25 protein-coding genes and 1 pseudogene are annotated in these 17916 nt (G+C 63.1%); 9 read left to right on the top strand and 17 right to left on the bottom strand.

What is annotated here, in order from left to right:
• Positions 1 to 73: 73 nt before the first annotated feature.
• On the bottom strand, positions 74 to 2314 hold the full coding sequence (locus tag EH240_RS19825; protein ID WP_125001635.1) for a DDE-type integrase/transposase/recombinase: 2241 nt from the start codon (positions 2312 to 2314) through the stop codon (positions 74 to 76).
• A gap of 132 nt (positions 2315 to 2446) precedes the next feature.
• Between EH240_RS19825 and EH240_RS19820 the strand changes: the two genes are divergently transcribed.
• Positions 2447 to 2698, top strand: coding sequence for a hypothetical protein (locus EH240_RS19820; RefSeq protein ID WP_125001633.1), 252 nt, complete (start codon positions 2447 to 2449; stop codon positions 2696 to 2698).
• Positions 2699 to 2761: 63 nt separating this feature from the next.
• On the opposite strand, the gene EH240_RS19815 is transcribed toward EH240_RS19820, so the two are convergent.
• The 6 genes from EH240_RS19815 to EH240_RS19790 are packed head-to-tail and all read right to left on the bottom strand — an operon-like array spanning position 2762 to position 5206.
• Entirely contained in the window at positions 2762 to 2998 is a 237-nt protein-coding gene (locus EH240_RS19815) for a hypothetical protein (protein ID WP_125001630.1), read from the bottom strand.
• Positions 2991 to 3317, bottom strand: a complete 327-nt coding sequence (locus EH240_RS19810) for a hypothetical protein (protein ID WP_125001627.1) — start codon at positions 3315 to 3317, stop codon at positions 2991 to 2993. The genes EH240_RS19815 and EH240_RS19810 overlap by 8 nt, the downstream gene beginning before the upstream one ends.
• A complete protein-coding gene (locus tag EH240_RS19805) occupies positions 3314 to 3514 on the bottom strand; it encodes a hypothetical protein (protein WP_125001624.1) in 201 nt (66 codons plus the stop codon). The genes EH240_RS19810 and EH240_RS19805 overlap by 4 nt, the downstream gene beginning before the upstream one ends.
• Positions 3511 to 3876 (bottom strand): hypothetical protein, encoded by a 366-nt coding sequence (locus EH240_RS19800; RefSeq protein ID WP_125001621.1) that lies wholly within the window; start codon positions 3874 to 3876, stop codon positions 3511 to 3513. Before EH240_RS19800 ends, EH240_RS19805 begins: the two co-directional genes overlap by 4 nt.
• Before the next feature lie 14 nt (positions 3877 to 3890).
• On the bottom strand, positions 3891 to 4361 hold the full coding sequence (locus EH240_RS19795; RefSeq protein WP_125001618.1) for a hypothetical protein: 471 nt from the start codon (positions 4359 to 4361) through the stop codon (positions 3891 to 3893).
• Positions 4361 to 5206 (bottom strand): ParB/RepB/Spo0J family partition protein, encoded by an 846-nt coding sequence (locus EH240_RS19790; RefSeq protein WP_125001615.1) that lies wholly within the window; start codon positions 5204 to 5206, stop codon positions 4361 to 4363. The genes EH240_RS19795 and EH240_RS19790 overlap by 1 nt, the downstream gene beginning before the upstream one ends.
• A 184-nt stretch (positions 5207 to 5390) precedes the next feature.
• Here EH240_RS19790 and EH240_RS19785 point away from each other — a divergent pair, with 184 nt between their 5' ends.
• Positions 5391 to 6071 carry a helix-turn-helix domain-containing protein gene (locus EH240_RS19785; RefSeq protein WP_125001612.1) on the top strand — a complete coding sequence of 227 codons (681 nt, stop codon included), beginning with the start codon at positions 5391 to 5393 and terminating at the stop codon, positions 6069 to 6071.
• On the opposite strand, the gene EH240_RS19780 is transcribed toward EH240_RS19785, so the two are convergent.
• Positions 6041 to 6307: a hypothetical protein gene (locus EH240_RS19780; RefSeq protein WP_125001609.1), complete on the bottom strand. Its 267-nt coding sequence runs from the start codon at positions 6305 to 6307 to the stop codon at positions 6041 to 6043. The genes EH240_RS19785 and EH240_RS19780 overlap by 31 nt on opposite strands.
• Before the next feature lie 304 nt (positions 6308 to 6611).
• Between EH240_RS19780 and EH240_RS19775 the strand changes: the two genes are divergently transcribed.
• Positions 6612 to 6788: an Arc family DNA-binding protein gene (locus EH240_RS19775; protein ID WP_167484080.1), complete on the top strand. Its 177-nt coding sequence runs from the start codon at positions 6612 to 6614 to the stop codon at positions 6786 to 6788.
• Between the two features lie 363 nt (positions 6789 to 7151).
• Here EH240_RS19775 and EH240_RS19770 read toward each other — a convergent pair whose 3' ends face one another.
• The 3 genes from EH240_RS19770 to EH240_RS19760 all read right to left on the bottom strand — a co-directional run bounded on the left by EH240_RS19770 (position 7152) and on the right by EH240_RS19760 (position 8901).
• Positions 7152 to 7502 carry an SRPBCC family protein gene (locus EH240_RS19770; protein ID WP_245436203.1) on the bottom strand — a complete coding sequence of 117 codons (351 nt, stop codon included), beginning with the start codon at positions 7500 to 7502 and terminating at the stop codon, positions 7152 to 7154.
• A gap of 131 nt (positions 7503 to 7633) precedes the next feature.
• Entirely contained in the window at positions 7634 to 8143 is a 510-nt protein-coding gene (locus EH240_RS19765) for a GNAT family N-acetyltransferase (protein WP_245436201.1), read from the bottom strand.
• Complete coding sequence (locus EH240_RS19760; protein ID WP_245436200.1) at positions 8143 to 8901, bottom strand: copper homeostasis protein CutC; 759 nt, start codon at positions 8899 to 8901, stop codon at positions 8143 to 8145. Before EH240_RS19760 ends, EH240_RS19765 begins: the two co-directional genes overlap by 1 nt.
• A gap of 196 nt (positions 8902 to 9097) precedes the next feature.
• On the opposite strand from EH240_RS19760, the gene EH240_RS19755 reads away from it, so the two are divergent.
• Positions 9098 to 9526, top strand: a complete 429-nt coding sequence (locus tag EH240_RS19755) for an SRPBCC family protein (protein WP_125001600.1) — start codon at positions 9098 to 9100, stop codon at positions 9524 to 9526.
• A gap of 123 nt (positions 9527 to 9649) precedes the next feature.
• Positions 9650 to 10105 carry a carboxymuconolactone decarboxylase family protein gene (locus EH240_RS19750; protein ID WP_125001598.1) on the top strand — a complete coding sequence of 152 codons (456 nt, stop codon included), beginning with the start codon at positions 9650 to 9652 and terminating at the stop codon, positions 10103 to 10105.
• Positions 10106 to 10173: 68 nt separating this feature from the next.
• Here the strand turns inward: EH240_RS19750 and EH240_RS19745 are convergent, their stop codons facing one another.
• Positions 10174 to 10605 (bottom strand): cupin domain-containing protein, encoded by a 432-nt coding sequence (locus EH240_RS19745; protein WP_206075297.1) that lies wholly within the window; start codon positions 10603 to 10605, stop codon positions 10174 to 10176.
• A 428-nt stretch (positions 10606 to 11033) separates the two neighbouring features.
• Between EH240_RS19745 and EH240_RS19740 the strand changes: the two genes are divergently transcribed.
• The gene (locus EH240_RS19740) at positions 11034 to 11681 is read left to right on the top strand and encodes a hypothetical protein (RefSeq protein WP_167484079.1); all 648 of its coding nucleotides are present in this window, start codon (positions 11034 to 11036) and stop codon (positions 11679 to 11681) included.
• A gap of 72 nt (positions 11682 to 11753) precedes the next feature.
• Here EH240_RS19740 and EH240_RS19735 read toward each other — a convergent pair whose 3' ends face one another.
• The 3 genes from EH240_RS19735 to EH240_RS19725 form a co-directional block, all read right to left on the bottom strand.
• Positions 11754 to 13808, bottom strand: a complete 2055-nt coding sequence (locus EH240_RS19735) for a coiled-coil domain-containing protein (protein ID WP_125001595.1) — start codon at positions 13806 to 13808, stop codon at positions 11754 to 11756.
• 394 nt (positions 13809 to 14202) lie between these two features.
• Positions 14203 to 14484 (bottom strand): hypothetical protein, encoded by a 282-nt coding sequence (locus EH240_RS39110; RefSeq protein WP_245436198.1) that lies wholly within the window; start codon positions 14482 to 14484, stop codon positions 14203 to 14205.
• 119 nt (positions 14485 to 14603) lie between these two features.
• Positions 14604 to 14819, bottom strand: a complete 216-nt coding sequence (locus EH240_RS19725; RefSeq protein WP_125001592.1) for a hypothetical protein — start codon at positions 14817 to 14819, stop codon at positions 14604 to 14606.
• 371 nt (positions 14820 to 15190) lie between these two features.
• Between EH240_RS19725 and EH240_RS19715 the strand changes: the two genes are divergently transcribed.
• Together EH240_RS19715 and EH240_RS19710 are read left to right on the top strand one after the other, a co-directional pair.
• On the top strand, positions 15191 to 15529 hold the full coding sequence (locus EH240_RS19715; RefSeq protein ID WP_245436196.1) for a hypothetical protein: 339 nt from the start codon (positions 15191 to 15193) through the stop codon (positions 15527 to 15529).
• A 69-nt stretch (positions 15530 to 15598) separates the two neighbouring features.
• The gene (locus EH240_RS19710; protein ID WP_125001589.1) at positions 15599 to 16096 is read left to right on the top strand and encodes a GNAT family N-acetyltransferase; all 498 of its coding nucleotides are present in this window, start codon (positions 15599 to 15601) and stop codon (positions 16094 to 16096) included.
• Between the two features lie 31 nt (positions 16097 to 16127).
• Here EH240_RS19710 and EH240_RS19705 read toward each other — a convergent pair.
• Positions 16128 to 16289 (bottom strand): annotated as a pseudogene (locus EH240_RS19705) (SOS response-associated peptidase); the annotation flags it as partial.
• A 59-nt stretch (positions 16290 to 16348) separates the two neighbouring features.
• Between EH240_RS19705 and EH240_RS19700 the strand changes: the two are divergent.
• Entirely contained in the window at positions 16349 to 17164 is an 816-nt protein-coding gene (locus tag EH240_RS19700) for an alpha/beta fold hydrolase (RefSeq protein ID WP_125001586.1), read from the top strand.
• A gap of 6 nt (positions 17165 to 17170) precedes the next feature.
• Here the strand turns inward: EH240_RS19700 and EH240_RS39105 are convergent, their stop codons facing one another.
• Positions 17171 to 17839, bottom strand: a complete 669-nt coding sequence (locus EH240_RS39105; RefSeq protein ID WP_245436195.1) for an SOS response-associated peptidase family protein — start codon at positions 17837 to 17839, stop codon at positions 17171 to 17173.
• Positions 17840 to 17916 lie beyond the last annotated feature (77 nt).

Below are 17916 nucleotides of genomic sequence, written 5' to 3'. Positions count from 1 at the left end.
CGTGTTGTCATGCCGCTTCGCGGCGTTCTCTCTGATCGGCCCGGTGTTCCAGCACCGGGCCGTTTCGCTTTACTCAGGACAGGTACGCGTCCCCGAAATCCTCATGGATGGCAGACTGGGCCTTGAACTCGGCCGAGGTGACGTAGCCGCCGAGCCACATGGCGTCGGGGGCGGATAGCGCGCCGGTCTTCATCCGCTCGCGGTACATCAGCGCCCGGCGGTAGCGCTCCATCGGGGTCTCCGGCAGCGCCACCACATTGGCCGGCAAGTGCGCGGTGCGCTCGGCTTCGACCTCGGCCATGCGCTGTTCGAGGATGGCCTCGGTGCTGGCGATTAGCTCGGCCTCGTCTTCCGCGCGCATCTCCTCGATCAGCCGGCGATGCGCCGCCGCAGCGGCGGGGTCGAGCGGCTTGCTCGGGTTGAGCCGCTCCGACATCGCTTCGATCGCGGCGGAAATCTGCGGCGTCGAATGCACCTGCTCGCGCTTGGGCAGAGGCACCACGTTCGGCATGTCGCGCCGGGCGACTTCGAGGGCGCGCTCGATCAGCGACGACCCCTTGGCGAGCTTCTTCATGTCCGCCTTCAGATTGCGGGTACGCTCGTCCACCAGTTCACCGCGGATTTCCTTGGCGGCGCGCACCAGCGTCTCGGGATGCAGGCCGGACAGTTCCGGACAGATCGCCTCGCCAAGGAACTCGGCGCCGTCCTGGGCGAAGGCGTAGGCGCGGCCGGCGTCGTTCGGGTCCATGCGCACGAACACTGGCGTGCCGGGCAGAATTGTCGGCGTCATGTAGTGATAGCCGTCGATACGGATGCCGAGCTTGGTGACGATACGTTGGCCGTCCGAACCGGCGACCGGCATGAGCAACAGGTCCAGCGCGCGCTCGGCGACATATCGCACGGGCGTCGATGAGGACTGGGCCTTGGCGAAGGGCGTGACCTTGTCCAGGCCCGCATGCGGCCGGTGCTGGTAGATCAGCCGAGCCCAATCGTCGATGTGCTTCTGCAACTGCGGACCGGTCAGCGACACGCTGAACGTGACGGCCTCCGTTTCGCCGAGCCGCTGCGCAAAGCTCTTGCGGCTCTCGATCGCCTTCCGATCTTCGACCGAATGGCCGACGAAGCCCGGCAGCAACGGCCCGACATCGTGCTGGAACGTCTTGATGACGCGCTCGACATGGCCCTTTTGCTCGGGCGAGTAGGCATCGGATGCATCGGGATTGATATCGAGCGAAAGGAATAGGCGCTGGGTGTCCTCGGCTACGAAGTCGGAGCCGTTGTCGGTGGTCACTTGCTGCGGCACACCCCATTCGAGGATGGCCTTGCGCATCAACAAGGCGACAGCGGACGCTCGCGGTGTCCGGGAGAGCTGCCAGACTGTGCGGCGCGTGGCGATGTCGATGCAGGCATAGACCGAATGCCGGCCGTCCACGCACAGCGCATCGACCGGCGAGGCGTCGATCTGCCAGAGCTGGTTCGGCTCGGTGACGTGGCGCAGCATGCCGACGCCGGCCGGTGCCAGGTGCGAGCGGTAGCGGTCGGGATTGGTCAGCTTGATCAGCTCGACCTTGTGGCTCGCCTTCAGCCCTTTCAGCGCGTGCTGGAAGGTGCGCACCGGCGGCATCGAAATGACGGTTTCAACGCCCTTTGAAACCACCTTCAACGTGTCGCCGAACTCCGACCGGCAGAGGGTTCGAACATGGTGTCCGGAAAGGTGCGGCTGATGGGCGATCAGCGCCAGCATGAACGAGCGCACGGCGCCGCCATTGGCGGTTTCCAGCACACCGGTGCCCTTGCGCGCCTGGGCCGGGTCGTGGCCGAGTGCATTGATCTTGCCGTCGCGCTTCTGCGATTGCCACCGGGCGAGCGAGCGCTTGGAGAGGCTGGGCACGATCTCGCGCACCCACGGCTCGATCGTCAGCGAGCTGGCGTTGAACTTGTCGGTGAACACCTGGACGCGGGTGGCGTAGCCGAGCTGCAGGCCGCGGCTGAATGTCTCGAACGCGGCGACGATCGCCAGCCGCGCGTCGCGCTCTTTCTGGGCGCGGTCGGTCAGGCTGGTGTCCGGCGCCGCCTTGACCGGCGCGACCGGCCGCTCGACGACCATATGCTTCTGCCTGTAGGCGACCTGGGCGAGGACGGGGAGCAGCGAGGCGTGATATTCGGTGGCGCCGCCCTGGCCGGGTCGCTTACGCGCCTGGGCACGCTCGTCCCAGCCAGCGCGCGCAGCAAGAATCTGCACGCCACGCTCGGTTTCCGGCATGTCCGGCAGCGCCTCGGCTGCGATCTCGCGGGCGGTCAGCCACTCGTTCATGCTGGCACCGTGAGCGTTGCTATGTTCGAAGACGTTGGAAGCGTGGTAGAGAGGCGGTTCCGATGCGCGTTGGCGCGCGCATCGGAACCTGGCATCCCCAGGTGGGACGAACACCGGAGGACGATGAGCCGAATGCGAGACGCGCAAAGCATTATCGCGCGCATGAATGCAGTGCGACTGAAAGGGCCGAAGGCGATGTGGTATGCCGTTGCGATGGACACCCTGCTGGACCTTTTCCTGAAGCAGGAGACCGTGTCTCGTGAGGGGCTGAAGGCTGAGATGGCGCGGCGAATGGAAAAACACGCCGACAATGAGCTGCTGCGCGGCTCGTACGAAGAGGCGATAGCGCAGCTCACCGACCCCATTTCCGCTTCCGTGGAGTGACTACGCCTGCTCATCGTGACTCCCCGAGCACGTCGAAAATCGTTACTTGGCGCGGATCAGTGCTCAAGATGCCCCCCCCGACTTTTCCGATTTGGCGGCGATGAACGCCCGTATGTCGGCCTCGTTAGCCTGGCAGAACATCAAGGTCGCCAGCACGGCTTCGATGCGGCGCATGCAAAGGTCTGCCTCTGCCTGCTTCATCTTCCGGTCACGAACGCGGATCGGGTAGACGTTCCGCCGCAACGCGATCTCGCGCTGCACCTCGGCGATCTGGCCGGTGATCGAGACCTTTTCAGACATCGAAGAAGCCTCCCTGCTTAGGAGCGCCCGCCGCCACGCAAGGGGGGCTTTGGGGGCGGCGGGCGCTATCCGGGGCGGCTTGGGGGGCAGATGCCGCCCCGGAATTGGGAAGCTTGGCGGCGACCAGCCTGGTGTAGCTGTCGAGCTGCTCGCGCAGATGCTGCTTGGTGTCGAGATCGTCAGTGCGGCTGCATTCGATGCTCGTGCGCGTGACGAGGCCGGTGTAGGCCTTCGGCAGCTGGAAATAGTGGTCGACGCAGAAGGGGTTGTGGCGGCCGGCGGCGTCGCGCTGGCAGGCTGGGACGGCGCAGTTGGTCATGACCTGTCCTCCGAAGCCTTGGCGAAGGAGGACCAGATGAACCCCTTCAACACGTGCTTGCGCATGCGGCGGCGGAAGACGGCGCCGGCGGCGACGCGGCGGCGCTCCTGGCGGGTGAAGAGGAGGTGCATGCCGACCAGGAGGAGCGCGTAGAGCATCCAGCCGACAGCGAAGCCGAGAAGCCATTGAGCACTCATGACCGGCCCTCGATCCTGTCTGCGAGCGACCGCAAGGCGACGGCAATAATTGCTCTCAACGTAGAGGAGCGCTGCTCGGCTGGCGATGCCGCACCAGGTTTCTGTTCGCCAGGCCGCGCCACGTCGCCGGAACGAACGCGCAAAGCCCAGCGGCTAAATGCCGATCGGGACACCGCTGGCAAATCGAGGTCGCCGAATTGCTTGTTCAGCATCGCGAGGATGTGGATTTGTTGCGTTCTGCGCGCCATCAATGCGTCGAAGGCTTGGCATAGGGCCGGTCGGCCCTCGTCCGGAACAAGGTCGAGAGCGCCAAGGAGAACACGGCGCCGGCCGGCATGAGTAGTATGGTCTGCGGTATCCATCTGAATGCCCCCTTTCAGCGTTTGGCTCTGGCGCGCACGAGCAGCGCCGTCTTGCGGGCGGCGATCTCGCGCTCGTGTTCTTCGATCAGGCTGATTTCGATGATGTCGGCGTACTTCTCGGGCACCACCGCGAAGCCGAACTTCTCCGGCACGAAACCGAGCAGGCCCTCGGCCTGGGTGGCGTCGATGAGCGCAATGAAAGCGTCGAGCGGGATGCGGTGATCGTCGCTGCTTTCCGACGACCACTTGTTGAGCATCGCTTCCGAGATCGGCCGATCGAGATAGGCCGACATGCGCTCCGCGATCTCGGCGCGCGAGCCCTTGCCGTCGTCGCGGCAGTCGCGCAGCGCCCGGCCGACCAGCCGCGAGATCTGGTGGTCGAGGCCGCCGCGGCCGGCGACGTCGGGTGCATAGCCGACCGCGACCTTCGGCGGCTGCCATTCGAACAGGTCCGCGGTCATGGTGTCGTGGCGCGAGCGGACCATCAGTTGCGCCCTTTCAGCCACCGCTGGATGGCGGCTTCGTGCAGCGTGAAGAAGCGGTCCTGCTCGCTTTCCCTCATCTTTGAGAATGCGGTGGCGAGCTTCTGCCAGGCCGGTTCCCTGGCGGGCGGCGGCAACCGGTCGAGGATGGCGAGGGCGTCGGCGACGGATGCCGCCTGGGCAGGTTCTGCGGTCAGCAGCGCGGCGATATCGGCCTGCCGGTCGGCGGGCTCCGTGGCGAGCAGCAGCAGCTCCGACTGGTTGTCGGCGACGGGGTGGAGGGCGATGCGGTCGCGGACGCCGGCGCCGATCGAGGCGATGCGCATGGCGCGCTTGATGGCGTCACGGCTGATACCCAGGGCCTTGCGGGCTGCCTCGGAGAAGCTGGCTGCGAAGCGTTCATCCCCTTCGTCAGAAATTGGGGCAACTTGCACCAATTTCGACGGCCGGCCGCGCCTCACTGCCCCGTTGGCCGTCTCATAGACCTCGCGCCAGCGGGCGATATCGACAGCGCGGTCGAGCGCCGAAAGCTCGCGCCGGGCTAGATTTTCCGTGATCTCGGCCAGCGCGATCTCCGCCTCGCTGGCGAAGTCCTCGGGCCTCTTCACGACGGCGGCGATGACGTCTGACCCGAGCAGCCTGGCTGCCGCTAGTCGATGATGGCCGAACACCAGCCGGAAGCGCTCGCCGGTGGCGATCACCTCGATCGGCGTCTTCTGGCCTTGGGTTCGGAAGAGATTGGTCAGCGTCTCGACCCAGGCCGGATCGAGCCGGCGTCGGCCGGCGGGCACATCGATGGCCGCAATTTCTATGTCAACGATCGCGATTGATTTGGACGGAAGCGCCATCAGAGTGCCGCTCCATTGTCCAAAGGGCGCGATCGATTTGACCTAGCCGCCGGTCCCGCGCTGTTGGTAGCGTTGCGGCTGCGGTCGATCTGTGCCGGCCGCGTGTTGTTGCGTACGCGTTGGGTGCTGACATGGTCAGAAATGGGCAAATCCCCCCGCATCCCGCCGACAGGCGGCATGCCTTTTGGCAAAATGGTCATGCGGCTTCGCGCTCCTCGTCTACTGCGAGGAACGTCTCGATCCGGTTGAATGTCCGCAGCGTGATAGTGTGGCCGGCCCGCAGCTTTTTCACGAGCTTTCCGTCATTGACGGCCCGGAAACCGAAGGTGGACTCGGCAATGCCTTCTTTCTGGCAATACGCCTGGATGCGGAGCAGGAGGTCGCTGATTTGGGTCATCTCCGAACAATAATGGGCAAAATCCCATTTCGTCAATGGGCAATTGACCACGAGACAATCGTTATCCCAGTGGGTATTTTCCCATCGATGGAAGAAGGCTGGAGAGATCGGGTCGCCCGGCTGCTCGATGAGCAGAACCTGACGATGAAAGAGGCATCTCGCCGCGTTGGGCGGGGGGAGACGTTCGTACGCGATATCCTCAAACGCGGCCGCGACCCCAGCGCTGCCAATCTCGACGCGCTGAGCCGGGTTCTAGGGGTTTCCGTCGCTGATATCCTCGACGGGACGAGTGAGCCGGGGCAGCAGCAGGTCGCTGCGACCGCCGTCGATCATGACGATGAGGATGTTCGCGCCGAGCTCGCCGAGGTTTTCGCCGACCTGGTCAAGGCGGATAAGCGGGTGCAGCGGAGAGCCCTGAGTGTGCTTCGCAGTGCCGTCTATGGTTCGGGCGCGACCAAGACGAACTGATTATCGTGATCCACATTGGCGAACCACGAGCCGCCGCCGTGCAGCTCGTTCATCAGCGCGGCCAGATTCGCCGCTGTCTCGTCGATCTTTTGCCGCAAGTTCGGCGTTGATTCGGCTTTGCCGATCGCCGTCGCCGCCACCAGGCCGGCGATCAATGACCGCCGGCTGATCATCAGGCCAGTCTGGGTTTCCTCATTGCCTGCTCCTTCGGCGCACGAGGCGCCGGCTCCTGCCATATGCATGCGTTTAACCGCCCCTTAAACCCATCCGTCCCGGCCTCGACCGGACGGTTTTTCTCCAAAACCATTGTTTTCATTGTTGTTTTTGCCTTCTCTACCCAGCACTCATATGTGGCATCGAGACTGGGTTGTCCAATCACTTGTTACACGCGGGAAATCTTTCGTGATGGCTCTGTGAACAGTGGGGAAAAGCCGCTTATGTGCGGCATATGCCGCTGTGCTGCGGCCATTTCGGGGCAAGGTTCTTTCGGCCATAAACGGCCGCATGGCCCCGATCGATCGACAGGAAGTTCGTCTGCGCTTGCCGGCTCAACTCAAGAAGCTGGCCAAGATCGCCGCTGCCGAGAACGAGCGTTCGCTCAACGAGGAGATCGTGGCCAGGCTGGAGCGGTCATTCGGCCATGACGACAAGGATCGGCAGCGCGCCGCCCGGCTGCTGACCGAGGCACTCGCCATCATCGACAAGGGCGGCCGGTAAGGCGAAAACAGCCGCGCCGCCGGCGGGCATTTTAAGCGTCCGTCGATTTCGGAGTTCGGCAGCAGTCGGCGCGCGGCTGTCCGCATCTAAGCGCTTGTTTTTGCGGCAAAAAACCCGTTTTTAGGGCCTTTCACCCGAACTCCGAACCGATTTCGGAGTTCGCCGCTCGCCGCTTTTGGCCGCTTCGTGGCTCTACCCCTTGCGCTGCGCCGGTTTGCGGCCGGCCGGCGGTGCCAAGTGAAGTTGCGCGTCGCGTCGCCGGCGGCCTGTTTGGTGCCAAGTGAAGTTGCGCGACCGTGTAATTTTATTGCGCGCCGATATCGCCCGCTCCGGTCCCGCTCGAGGTCGCCAACCCCTTGCAAATCAAGGCGTCTGGCGGCGCTTCCTAGCGTTTATCACCATTTCCCAGCATTCCGCCGCCAATGCCATCCGATCTTGCGCGTTACAGGTCTTCACCACCACCAGACGGCCCGGCTCGAGCTCGGCGGCCTCGATGATGAAATTCAGCTCAAAAGGCAGGGCGCCTCGGGCTCGGGCTCTTGCCCGCGAGCCGACGACGCCCTTGCCCTTTTTGTCGAGCGGCTCGACTTCCTTGTAGGCGTCGCCCCACCAGAGCGGCAGCAACTCGGCGTCGGACAGAACGTCCCACACTTCCTGCGGCGTCCCTTCCGGTATGTCCCAGCTTTCGTCGAAGCGGAAGACGTTGCTTGGCATGATGTCGTGCCCCCAAGCCAGCGGAGCGCTCACATTAGCTGCAGCTTGTTTTCGTGGCCAGTGGCGGCCGCCGCGAAGACCCTGTTTTGCGCATGGTCCTTCCGAAAGCCTGCGGCTTTCGGGGCCATGCGCTAGCCAATCGGCTTGGCGTAGTAGCGCACCGACTTCTTGCCGCCGTGGATCACGGCATCGCCGACCTCGGCGAAGCCGAGCGCGCTATGGAAGGCATCCGAGGCAGGGTTCGGCGGGTCGGCGTTGACCTCGCAGGTGACGATAGTGTGGCCGGTGCGTTGGGCATGGCCGAAGAGATCCTCGTAGAGCCGGCGGGCGTGGCCACGGCCACGCGCCTTGGCCGCCACCACCACCCGATCGACATAGACGAAGCGCGGATAGCGCTCGCGAAACCAGAGGAAGTTCGGACTGTCGTAACGGGCATCCTGATCGAAGCACATGATGAAGGCTTCGAGCGCCCCGATGCGGCGCGTGTAGGAAGCCTGCGCGATGAGGAACGACAACCGCTCCGGCTCCAGCCAGGACAATTCGGCGGCATGCTCGTTGTTGAGAACGAGAATGGCGGCCTCGTCGGCAGGCGAAACGCGCTCGATCGGCAGACGATCTTTCGGCATGGTCAGTTCCGGCATCAGGCCCTCGCGGCCGCGATCGTCGCCGCCACCAAGGCCTCGTCGGTCACCGTGTTGCGGTATTCGCGATCGAGGTCTGTGCCGCCCATGCCGACATGCGGGTTGCGGTAGCGCATGGCGCTCGGCACGTCGGCAAGCGCCGCGAAATGCAGCTCGGTCAGCCCGGTTCGCCTGCGGACTTCGCCTATGTTGTCGGGCACCAGCCCGCCGCAACCGAGGATGATGATGCGCTGGCCGGCCTGGCGAACGAGCTGCGCCAGCAGGTCTGCGCCTTCCAGCGCCGTGTCGCGCTGGCCGCTGGTCAGCACGCGGCCGACCTTGCAGCGGATCAGCGCTTCGAGGGCCTCCACCGGATCATGCGTCATGTCGAAGGCGCGGTGGCAGGTGACGTTGAGCGGGCCGGCCGCTTCCACCAGTCCGCTCATGCGCGCCTCGTCGATGGCGCCGTCGGCGGTCAGGCAGCCGACCACGACGCCGGCCACGCCAAGACCGCGCAGGGCGCCGACATCGGCGACCATCGTTCGGTATTCTGCATCGCTATAGAGAAAGTCGCCGCCTCGCGGGCGCACGATGACATGGAATGGAATGGTCGCGCTTTCCAGCGCGGCGCGCACGGTGCCAAGGCTCGGCGTGATGCCGCCTTCGACGAGGCTGGAGCAGAGCTCGACCCGGTCGGCGCCTGCGGCTTGCGCGGCGAGCAGCCCGTCAATGCCTTCGACGCAGAGTTCGATCAGGGGCGGGCGCGGCTCTTTGGTCACGGTGCGATCCAGTCAACGATTTCGCGGAAAGCCCTAGCATCGGGCTGGTTGACGCGAAAGCGCGAACAGTGCGCTGCCAGTTGGACCAGTGGCTAATTCCCGCCTTGACAGTTTCATAACCTGTGAGTTATGGATGATTAATAGCTGTTGGGTTATTGATTGCAGATGGAATGGCAGGAACAAAGAGGAGCAAGGCATGACGGAAACCAAATCGATCGTCGTCGAACGTCTGATTCCGCATTCGGCGGAAAAGATATGGCGTGCGCTGACAGTGCCCGAGCTCATTGCCGAATGGCTCATGCAGAATGACTTCGCGGCGGAGGAGGGGCATCGTTTCACCTTCCGCGCGACGCCGGTCCCGGGCTGGTCCGGGACGACGAACTGCATGGTGCTGAAGGTCGAGGCACCGCGCCTGCTGGCATATAGCTGGGGTGATGGGACGGAATCGGAGAGCGGACTGAAAACCGTGGTGACATGGTCGCTCACACCCGAAGGAACGGCGACCCGTGTGCGGATGGAACAGTCCGGATTCCGGCCGGTGGACGAGGGTGGTTTCAAAGGCATGGGCAGCGGCTGGCCGCGCATCCTTGAGCGGCTTGAGCAGGTGGCCGGCAAACAAGGCTGAAGGCTGACCCCTGTGCCGCCGCCCGTGGCGGCCGATGACTGACACATCTGGCCGAAGAACAACTCCCTGGATGCGCGTCGTCCGGGACGCAGAAGCACATCCGAAAAACGAAGGAAAAATATGATGCAAGCAAGAATCAAGAATCCGGTGATGCTCATTCCGGGCGCTTTGCAGGCGCTGCTGGCGCTGGACAAGTCGACTGAAGCCGCCGAGGTGCCCTACGTGACGCGCAAGCTCATCCATTTGCGCGCCAGTCAGATCAACGCCTGCAGCGTCTGCGTCGACATGCATGCGCGCGAGCTGAAGAAGGCGGGCGAGAAGGACGAGCGCATTTTCGCCGTCTCCGCCTGGCGGGAGACGCCTTACTTCACCGCCGCCGAACGCGCGGCGCTGGCGCTGACGGAGGCCGCGACGCGACTGGCCGACCGCTCCGACGCGGTGTCCGACGATGTCTGGGACGAGGCCGCCCGCCATTATGATGACAAGGCGCTTGCCGCGCTGGTGATCCAGATCGCGCTGATCAACGCCTTCAATCGACTGAATGCGCCGACCCGGCAACCGGTGGGTGCCTGGGGCTGACACGAATGGTCGGGCGTCCGCCTTGGGGCTGGCGCCTGGCCGCGAAATACCTGAGCCCCGTTGCTTCGCTACTGCTTCAAGATCGTGTTCTTAGCACCTTGTTCGACCTGGTCGATCACCAGGAGCTTCACCGGATCGGCGCCGATATTGGTGGCCTGGTGCCATTGCCCGATCATCTCGACGATGAAATCGCCGGTCTTGTAGGTGTTGCTGTTACCGGTCTCGACATTGGTGACCTTGAGCGTGCCGGCCTCGACATAGGCATAGCGCGGGAAGGGGTGCTTGTGCACCGGCAGCGTCGCGCCCGGCGCGATCTGATAGGCCGAGACCTGAACCTCAACATTCTTCTGCGGCAGCGTGATCGGCTGGCCGGAGGCCGTCGTCGTCTTGGTCGCCAGCGGCGTTACCGCGACCGGTGTACCGCTGTTGTCCAACGCGTTGGCGGCGGTTGAAGAAAGCGCTGCTGCCAACAGCAGCGCCAATGCCAGGTTTTTTCGCACGATTTCCTCCCAAGAAATGGTCGGCAAGATCGCGCAGGTGGCATCCGCGCGCAAGGATGGCTCGCGCCGCAGCCCGCCATCAATATCCGCAAGCGTGACCGCTAGCGCGCCGAGCGCGTCCATTGGCCAGTAGGCCGAACCCCAATCCTGAGGGAGCGCGCAGTCGCGCTCGGCCAAGAATGCGGGGATCGTGCGAACGCGCCGCACATCGGGAGGGGCATGATCAGATCGTGTCCAAGCCCCGGCAAGTGATCCATGGGCGATGGCGGCAATCGCCACGCATTGCGTGCTTGATGCACCGGGTTCATCCCCTAGTTAATTCCGTGGGCGCCGTAGTCGCGATTTTTGCTTGGGGGCAGCGGCGGTTACGACGTTCTGACCGCATGCCGCGGTAGGACGGCTAGGCCGACGCACTTTTGGAGGGTGCCGTGCGTCAATCCCTTGGATCCTTGGCATATTTCGCATTCGCTTGCTCGATCGCGGTAGCTTGCGCAGGAGCTGCAGCCGGCGGCCAGCACGGCGGAGGGCATGACGGTGGCGGCCATCATGGTGAGGACGGCGGTCATGACCCTGGCAGCCATAACGACGAAGGCCACAACGGCAGCCCGCACAAAGGACCTGGCGGCGATCCCGGCGACCCCACTAGCGATCCACCGTCGGACGATGACGGGATCAGCACCACTACAACGGGGGCAGTGGCACCAACCACGGCCGCCAAAGCAGCCACTGTCGTCCCGTCCGCAGACGGCGGACAGTCGCTCGACCTCCCGCCCGCCCTGCAGCCTCCCGAAGACAACACCATTCCACCAGCGGTCAATCCAATCGAAGCGGTGCCGGGCGTCCCCGATGATGTGGTTCGCGCCTGCCATGACGCAATCGAGCAGGCTGCCGCCCAGTTTGGCGCGACCAGTGTGCGCGTCATCAGCGCAGGTTCCATACATCGGTTAAGCCGACATACGATCTCGGCCCCCGTTCAGGTCAGCATCGACTATGTACGTCAAGACAGCGTGGAGACGCGTCAGGCGCCGGTCGGGTGCGAATTGAACACGAAGGGCAGCGTGATCGGGCTGACGTAGCCCACAGCGCGGAACTCCTCGCCGACGAAGTCGAATCAATCCCGCCCCAGGGCCTGCGCTCTCGTTTGGAACTCAGTCCAACGTCGAGTGGCTTGGCTGGAGGGAAAAGGGAAGCGTGATAGAACGCACGCGGGTCACCCGCGACGGGTTGCGAACCTTGCTGCGCGTAGTCTTCTGGCTGACAGCCTTGACCTGGCCTGTGCCCGCCGATGCGCGGCCAGTGCGCGGCTTCAGTGGCGGCTCAATCTGCGCGCTACGGCGGTCAGCCCTGAGTTGGTCATTGTCCGCGCGCGCGGCGGCCAGGTCGCGGGCTAGAGAAACAGTGGCTTCACGTTGCTTGTCCAGAGCCTCGCTCGCCTGTCCCAAAAGTTCTCGGGCTTCGTCGCGCTCGAGGCGGGCTTTATTGAGATCCTCTTGGGTCGAAGCTGTTGCAGCGCGTTCTCGTGCCAGGGCCTGCGCCGTCTCGGCTGCAGTCTGCTCGACACGGTCTCTGGCTGAAACTGCTTTGGTTCGTTCCTGCTCAGCCGCGTCGCGCTCGATGCGGGCTCTATTGAAGTCCCCGCGGGCCGAGGCTGTTGCAGCGCGTTCTCGTGCCAGGGCCTGCGCCGTCTCGGCTGCAGTCTGCTCGGCACGGTCTCTGGCTGAGACCGCTTTGGCTCGTTCCTGCTCGGCCGCGTCGCGCTCGAGGCGGGCCTTGTTGAGGTCCTCGCGGATCGAGGCTGTTGCAGCGCGTTCTCGTACCAGGGCCTGCGCCGTCTCGGCCGCAGTCTGGTCGGCATGGTCTCTGGCTGAGACTGCTTTGGTTCGTTCCTGCTCGGCCGCGTCGCGCTCGATGCGGGCTTTATTGAGGTCCTCGCGGATCGAGGCTGTTGCAGCGCGCTCTCGTGCCAGGGCCTGCGCCGTCTCCGCCGCAGTCTGGTCGGCACGAGCTCGCGCTGTGGCTGCACCGGTCCGTTCCCGCTCAGTCGTGTCTGCAGCCGCGGCCCTGGACTGCTGGATTTCGGCGAGGTCGCCACGAAGATCCTCCGACTTCCGGCGCTCCTCGTCAAGCATTCCACTTGCCTGCGCCAGCGAAGCCTCGGCCTTGGCGCGATCCTCGGCGGCCTTGGCCTCAAGCTGTTCAATTTGCGCCCGCGCTTGGGATAGATCTCGCGCCATCCGTTCGGTCCGCTGACGCTCCAGATGAGCAGCGGGCAACTGTGTAAAGACGTAGTTGATGGTTTCGCCCAGCACCGCGCGGGCGTCTCCCGCAACGCGCCGCATTGCGTCGAGTGTGCGAGCTGCCGCGAGTTCGTTGCGCAAACGCTCCTCGCGTGCCTTGTCGGCGGCTGCCATGCTTGCCCTCAGCGCGTCGATCTGCTTGCGCGACTCCAAGAGCGCACTCTGCAGAGAGGCGTTCCTGGCGCGCTCTCCTTCCACCTCTCGGTGCTCCTGGCCGGCCAATTCCCTCGCAGCGGCTGCCTGAGCAAGAGCTGCCTCGACTTGTGCCTTGGTAGCCGTGAGATCCGGGTTAAGCAATTCGACACCCGTGCGCGCGTCTCCCCGGGCTTGTCCGCGCATATCTAATGCAGCACTCGCCGAAAGATCGGGATGGTCCTGGGCCTGCGAACTGGCGGGGGCGCTTTCGACCCAGTTTTGTCTCGTCATCGCATAACCAAGCGGCACGGCCAGACAGATTGTGGCGAGGCCCAAGCGGGACACAAGACCGATGGGCCTGCGAACGCGAGGGGGTGAGGCCGTAGCGATGTTTGTCGTGGAAGCAACAGCGTCGGGCAGGCCCCCTGGCGAGTTCTCACAAGCTTCGGAGAGTATTTCGGAGAGTATGTCGAAATGCTCGATTCGCACCCCGAACTGACGGTAGTTGGCATGTTGAGGCCGGACATCCCTGTCTGCCGTGTCTGAGGGCACGGCAGCCTGAGAAGAAGCAGGCTCGGTTGCAAGGTCGACCGGGCCTTCCCAATCCCAAGGAGCCTCCTCGATGGGAACAGAGCTGTATTCGCTCAGGTAGGCATTTGGTTTCGGGCGCCGCCGTTGCACTGCGATAAGGATACGCCGGACCACAAGATAGATGCCCACCAATACAAGTATCGTCATCCCGCCCAGAATAGCGAGATCTGCGTTGTTCATGTAAATTCCGGCAAGATTTGGCATCGCCGTGCCTGTGCGGTCTTGGGTGTAATTTTTAAGCTCGTGAAGCGGTGTTTTGGTCCTCGCCTTGGTGCTGGCTAAGGCCTCGGACGGCTCTCTATGCCGTCACTGCTTCGGGGTCCCTCCAGTGTGTGAATTTGTTGTTGCATGGCGAAGCGCCGGCGTTGTGCTGACAGGCATCGCAGATGGTCTTCGCTTGAAACGAAACTCGGTGATCCCGGGCCGCCGGTTGAGTGTGCAAGGCTCCGAAAAGCCGACCCGCAACCTCTCATCCTCAACGTCCCGAGAGTTCTCCCACGGTGCGTGCCATTCCGCCATTTCGGAGTCTGGACGGTCCATCGTGAGCTTCAAGCTAGGTCACAGACCTCCGCGGTCAACCATCTCGGCAGCACTTCGGCCACGCAAGACGGCCATTGTGATGCCCGCTCTTCGTAGCGGGTCCGACTCCGTTCGCGGGCAGCCGCTCGTGTCGATCGGCATCGCGCCCGGCGCGATCTGAAACCTGGACCTCGACATTTTTCTGCGGCAGCGTGATCGACTGGCCCGAGGCTGTCGTCATCTTCGACGCCAGCGGCGTCACGACGACAGGTGTGCCGGAACTGTCCAGCGCGTTGGCGGTGGTCGAAGAAAGCGCTGCTGCCGAGAGCAGCGCCAATGCCAGGATATTGCGCGACCATCGCCCGGCATGCATTCGCGCGCAAGTGCAACGGCGGTGTCGTTGGAAACCCGAGCGGGTGTCAGGCCAGCAGGCGAAAAACGCCGGGCGCGATCTTGCTAGTGTTGGGATGTCGTATCGGTGGGCTGTTCCGCAGTTGGCGACGTGCTCGCGGCGTTTGCCGGAAAGAGATATGTCGCCACCGCGCTCAGGATGAGCGTCGCCGCGGCCTGGACTTCGGGCGAAGTCAAATCGGGCGGCAAGGCGTATTTAGAGCCAAGCCAGCCCACCGCGCCGCCGACGATCGAGCCGATCAATTTCGAATAGTTACCCATGACGGCCGCTCTCCATGAAACCGGGCAATCGTCATAAACGCGGGCCCGTCCATGAAGTTGCAGGCCGATTGGCGTCGCCCCATTTCGCTACTCTTGAAACGTCGGCCCACTATGCATCACGAAATTAGCTGCTGACTTTTCGCCCATCGCGTGATCGCATCTCTGGATGTAGGGGCAGGTCCAAAGAAGTGCTCTTGTTGCGAAATGTTCGAAACATAGACGCCCTTCTTGAAGAACAGGAACATCTGAATCAGATCATACCCAAGCTCTGAAAACAGCTTTACCGGGCGTGCGAGCAAGCGGAAAACCAACCACGGCACAACCCGGACCTTAAGACGTCTCTTCGTAATTTCGGACACGAGAAGAGGAATGTGTTCCTATATTGGGCCATGCCTGATACTGGTGGAAGACGTAAACGCGGCAGCGAATGGAAGCTCGGCAATGCCCACGAGGTCGGGCAGCTTGTGTGCGTCCAGTGCGGGCTCTGCAACGTCAAGCGCTGGTATCAGCCGGGGGACCTGAAGGAAATCTTCGGAGACATTGAGGCCGAGCTGGTGGGGGGCAAAATGAGCTGCGAACGGTGCGGCAAGAACGACTGCTTGCGTGCCGAGACGCAGAGCCCAACGGCACGAGAACGTCAGGGCATTCGCGTGAGAAGACTTGCCGAAATCAGGATGGTGCGACGGGTGGTCTGGAGGGATGAGGACTGAGGAGGGCGCTCTCTGCCCGCCCATGTCGATGAATTTGCGACCTCAATCTGACTGGCCTATGCTCAAGCAATGCAACATCTCAGTTCGTTGACCGCCAAGCCCCCGCACGGATATTCCGACAAAGAACTCGGTGCCTTTGTCGAGTTGGTGGTCTCGGAAGGCGAAGTTTCCCGTGACGGGCTGCTTGAACGCATCAAGGGTGCGCGGGGCCTAGTCATGCTCTATGACGGTAAGAAGCTGGTTGGAACTGCCGCGATTAAAAATCCAGAGCCGGACTATCGAACCGCCGTCTTTGCTAAGTCGAAATCAAATGCGGAAGCCGCCGCCTATCCAGTCGAACTAGGGTATGTGGTCGTCGCCGAAAGCCATCGCCGTGATAAATTGGGTTGGCGTCTCGTCGACGCGGCGCTGTCATTCGCAAGCGGATCAGCCGTGTTCGCTACAACACGCAGCAATAATGCGGCCATGCAGCGGATCTTGCCGGCTCGCGGTTTCACGGCCAATGGGTCTCCCTATCCGTCCACCGAACATCCCGGTCAGGAAATTCATCTGTTCCTACGTCGGTAAGCACCCTGCGGACCGAACGATCAAACCGGGCCTAGAACAGCGACCCCTGGGCCGGTGCCTGCTGCGGAAACTTGATCTGCGTGGCCGGCTTCTCGACAATCACAAGGGCATCGTCCGGTGCCGTGCGCTGTAGCCGCTTCGCCTCAGACCACGGCAGTGTCAGCCACATCTCCGTCTCCTCTTGCGTCCTAAGATTTCCGTCGGCATACAGTAATACTATCCTGTCGCCCGAAGCGTGAGTGGTGAAACGGTATGGCCTTGCCGACCGAAACGTTCGACTGGAACGGCACAAAGATCGCCTGGGGCTCGATCGGATCGGGCGCACCGCTTGTGCTTGTCCATGGAACACCGTTTTCCTCGCATGTCTGGCACAGGATCGCGCCGGCGCTTGCGCGTAATCACACCGTCTATTTCTACGATCTTCCGGGATATGGGCGATCCGGCAAGCATCCCGGCCAGGACGTTTCGCTGGGCATCCAGAACACGGCGCTGGCGGTGATGCTTGATTTCTGGAGGCTCGGCCGGACGAAAGTCATCGCACATGACTTCGGCGGCGCCACGGCCTTGCGGGCACATCTGATCGACGGCTGTGACTATGAAAGGCTGCTGTTGATCGATCCGGTGGCGGTCCGTCCTTGGGGCTCGCCCTTTGTCCAGCACGTCCGGCAGCACGAAACAGCCTTCGCCGGAGCGCCGGAGTATATCCACGCGGCGATTCTAAAAGCGTATATTTCCGGCGCCGCGGCAAGGCCGCTGTCCGACGATGAGTTGGAGCCTTATGTCGCGCCGTGGGTCGGGCCGGTCGGCCAACCGGCATTCTATCGCCAGATCGCCCAGATGGATCAGCGCTTCACGGACGAGATCGAGGGCCGGTACGGCGAATTCCGCTGTCCCGTGACCCTGCTGTGGGGAGAAGAAGATCGCTGGATTCCTGCGGAGCGTGGCCAAAAGCTTGCCGCCCTGCTTCCCGATTGCTCACTGGACCTTATCCCCCGATCGGGGCATCTGATGCAGGAGGATGCCCCGGAAGCGATCGTCTCCGCCGCCTTGCGCTTCTTCGCAGGCTGACGCCCGTTACGCTGGCAGCAGATCAAGAGCCTGATCCATACTAAGGATGACCGGCATGGCCTTCTGGTGGATCGGCTTGACGAGCGCGTTGGGTGCAGTCGTCATGAAGCCGCAAAGTTCGAAGTCGCCGGGGCCGTCCTTGACCTTGCGCACACCGTGCCATGGCGTCCATAGGCCAGCAAAGAAGAACAACGGACGGTCCTCGTTCAAAGTGAACCAGTAGTTCCGTTGAATGCCGGTCTCGGGGTCCTTGTCGCCCAGCGTAGGGCTCGGCTCCGCGAAGCTCGTAACGGGGACCACACAGCGATGCTCGACGCCAACATACTGCTGCCAACCCGTACTGAGGATTGCGTCCTCGTCTTCAGCACCAGACCATTCCGGGTCCAACTGCAATCGACGGACATCTTGCTGCCCCCATTTGAACTGCTCCAACGCTGTCAACGATTGGTGCGAGTTAGGCGGGGGCGCCTTCTTGCTGGAAAGGGCCGATAAAAGGAGCTTCTCGGCCTCGGCATGAACCCTAGGGTACTTTTTGATAGCAATAGCTTCGGTGGGGCCAAGCGGGATTAGGATTTCCCTCTTCCCCAGAATGCTCCGAAGTTCCTCAGGAATTTTGCGCCTGTAGCGCCAACCGGCCTTGCCACGTTTCTGTATGTGCTTCACGTCAATCTTCATGCTCAGTGTACCAACCTACATCGGCTTAGTGGTGATCTGACGTGAGGGTCGTCGAGGGCTCGGCTTCGCGAAACTCC

The organism is Mesorhizobium tamadayense (assembly GCF_003863365.1).
GTDB lineage: Bacteria > Pseudomonadota > Alphaproteobacteria > Rhizobiales > Rhizobiaceae > Mesorhizobium > Mesorhizobium tamadayense.
The sequence above is the reverse complement of the archived record's forward strand: the minus strand, read 5'-3'. Positions and strand labels throughout refer to the sequence as shown.

Excerpts from the sequence above, each read along its gene's own strand:
- EH240_RS19825 (WP_125001635.1), bottom strand. The coding sequence starts at position 2,314 with ATGAACGAGTGGCTGACCGCCCGCGAGATCGCAGCCGAGGCGCTGCCG.
- EH240_RS19820 (WP_125001633.1), top strand. The coding sequence starts at position 2,447 with ATGCGAGACGCGCAAAGCATTATCGCGCGCATGAATGCAGTGCGACTG.
- EH240_RS19815 (WP_125001630.1), bottom strand. The coding sequence starts at position 2,998 with ATGTCTGAAAAGGTCTCGATCACCGGCCAGATCGCCGAGGTGCAGCGC.
- EH240_RS19810 (WP_125001627.1), bottom strand. The coding sequence starts at position 3,317 with ATGACCAACTGCGCCGTCCCAGCCTGCCAGCGCGACGCCGCCGGCCGC.
- EH240_RS19805 (WP_125001624.1), bottom strand. The coding sequence starts at position 3,514 with ATGAGTGCTCAATGGCTTCTCGGCTTCGCTGTCGGCTGGATGCTCTAC.
- EH240_RS19800 (WP_125001621.1), bottom strand. The coding sequence starts at position 3,876 with ATGGATACCGCAGACCATACTACTCATGCCGGCCGGCGCCGTGTTCTC.
- EH240_RS19795 (WP_125001618.1), bottom strand. The coding sequence starts at position 4,361 with ATGGTCCGCTCGCGCCACGACACCATGACCGCGGACCTGTTCGAATGG.
- EH240_RS19790 (WP_125001615.1), bottom strand. The coding sequence starts at position 5,206 with ATGGCGCTTCCGTCCAAATCAATCGCGATCGTTGACATAGAAATTGCG.
- EH240_RS19780 (WP_125001609.1), bottom strand. The coding sequence starts at position 6,307 with ATGGCAGGAGCCGGCGCCTCGTGCGCCGAAGGAGCAGGCAATGAGGAA.
- EH240_RS19770 (WP_245436203.1), bottom strand. The coding sequence starts at position 7,502 with ATGCCAAGCAACGTCTTCCGCTTCGACGAAAGCTGGGACATACCGGAA.
- EH240_RS19765 (WP_245436201.1), bottom strand. The coding sequence starts at position 8,143 with ATGCCGGAACTGACCATGCCGAAAGATCGTCTGCCGATCGAGCGCGTT.
- EH240_RS19755 (WP_125001600.1), top strand. The coding sequence starts at position 9,098 with ATGACGGAAACCAAATCGATCGTCGTCGAACGTCTGATTCCGCATTCG.
- EH240_RS19750 (WP_125001598.1), top strand. The coding sequence starts at position 9,650 with ATGCAAGCAAGAATCAAGAATCCGGTGATGCTCATTCCGGGCGCTTTG.
- EH240_RS19735 (WP_125001595.1), bottom strand. The coding sequence starts at position 13,808 with ATGAACAACGCAGATCTCGCTATTCTGGGCGGGATGACGATACTTGTA.
- EH240_RS19725 (WP_125001592.1), bottom strand. The coding sequence starts at position 14,819 with ATGGGTAACTATTCGAAATTGATCGGCTCGATCGTCGGCGGCGCGGTG.
- EH240_RS19710 (WP_125001589.1), top strand. The coding sequence starts at position 15,599 with ATGCAACATCTCAGTTCGTTGACCGCCAAGCCCCCGCACGGATATTCC.
- EH240_RS19700 (WP_125001586.1), top strand. The coding sequence starts at position 16,349 with ATGGCCTTGCCGACCGAAACGTTCGACTGGAACGGCACAAAGATCGCC.
- EH240_RS39105 (WP_245436195.1), bottom strand. The coding sequence starts at position 17,839 with ATGAAGATTGACGTGAAGCACATACAGAAACGTGGCAAGGCCGGTTGG.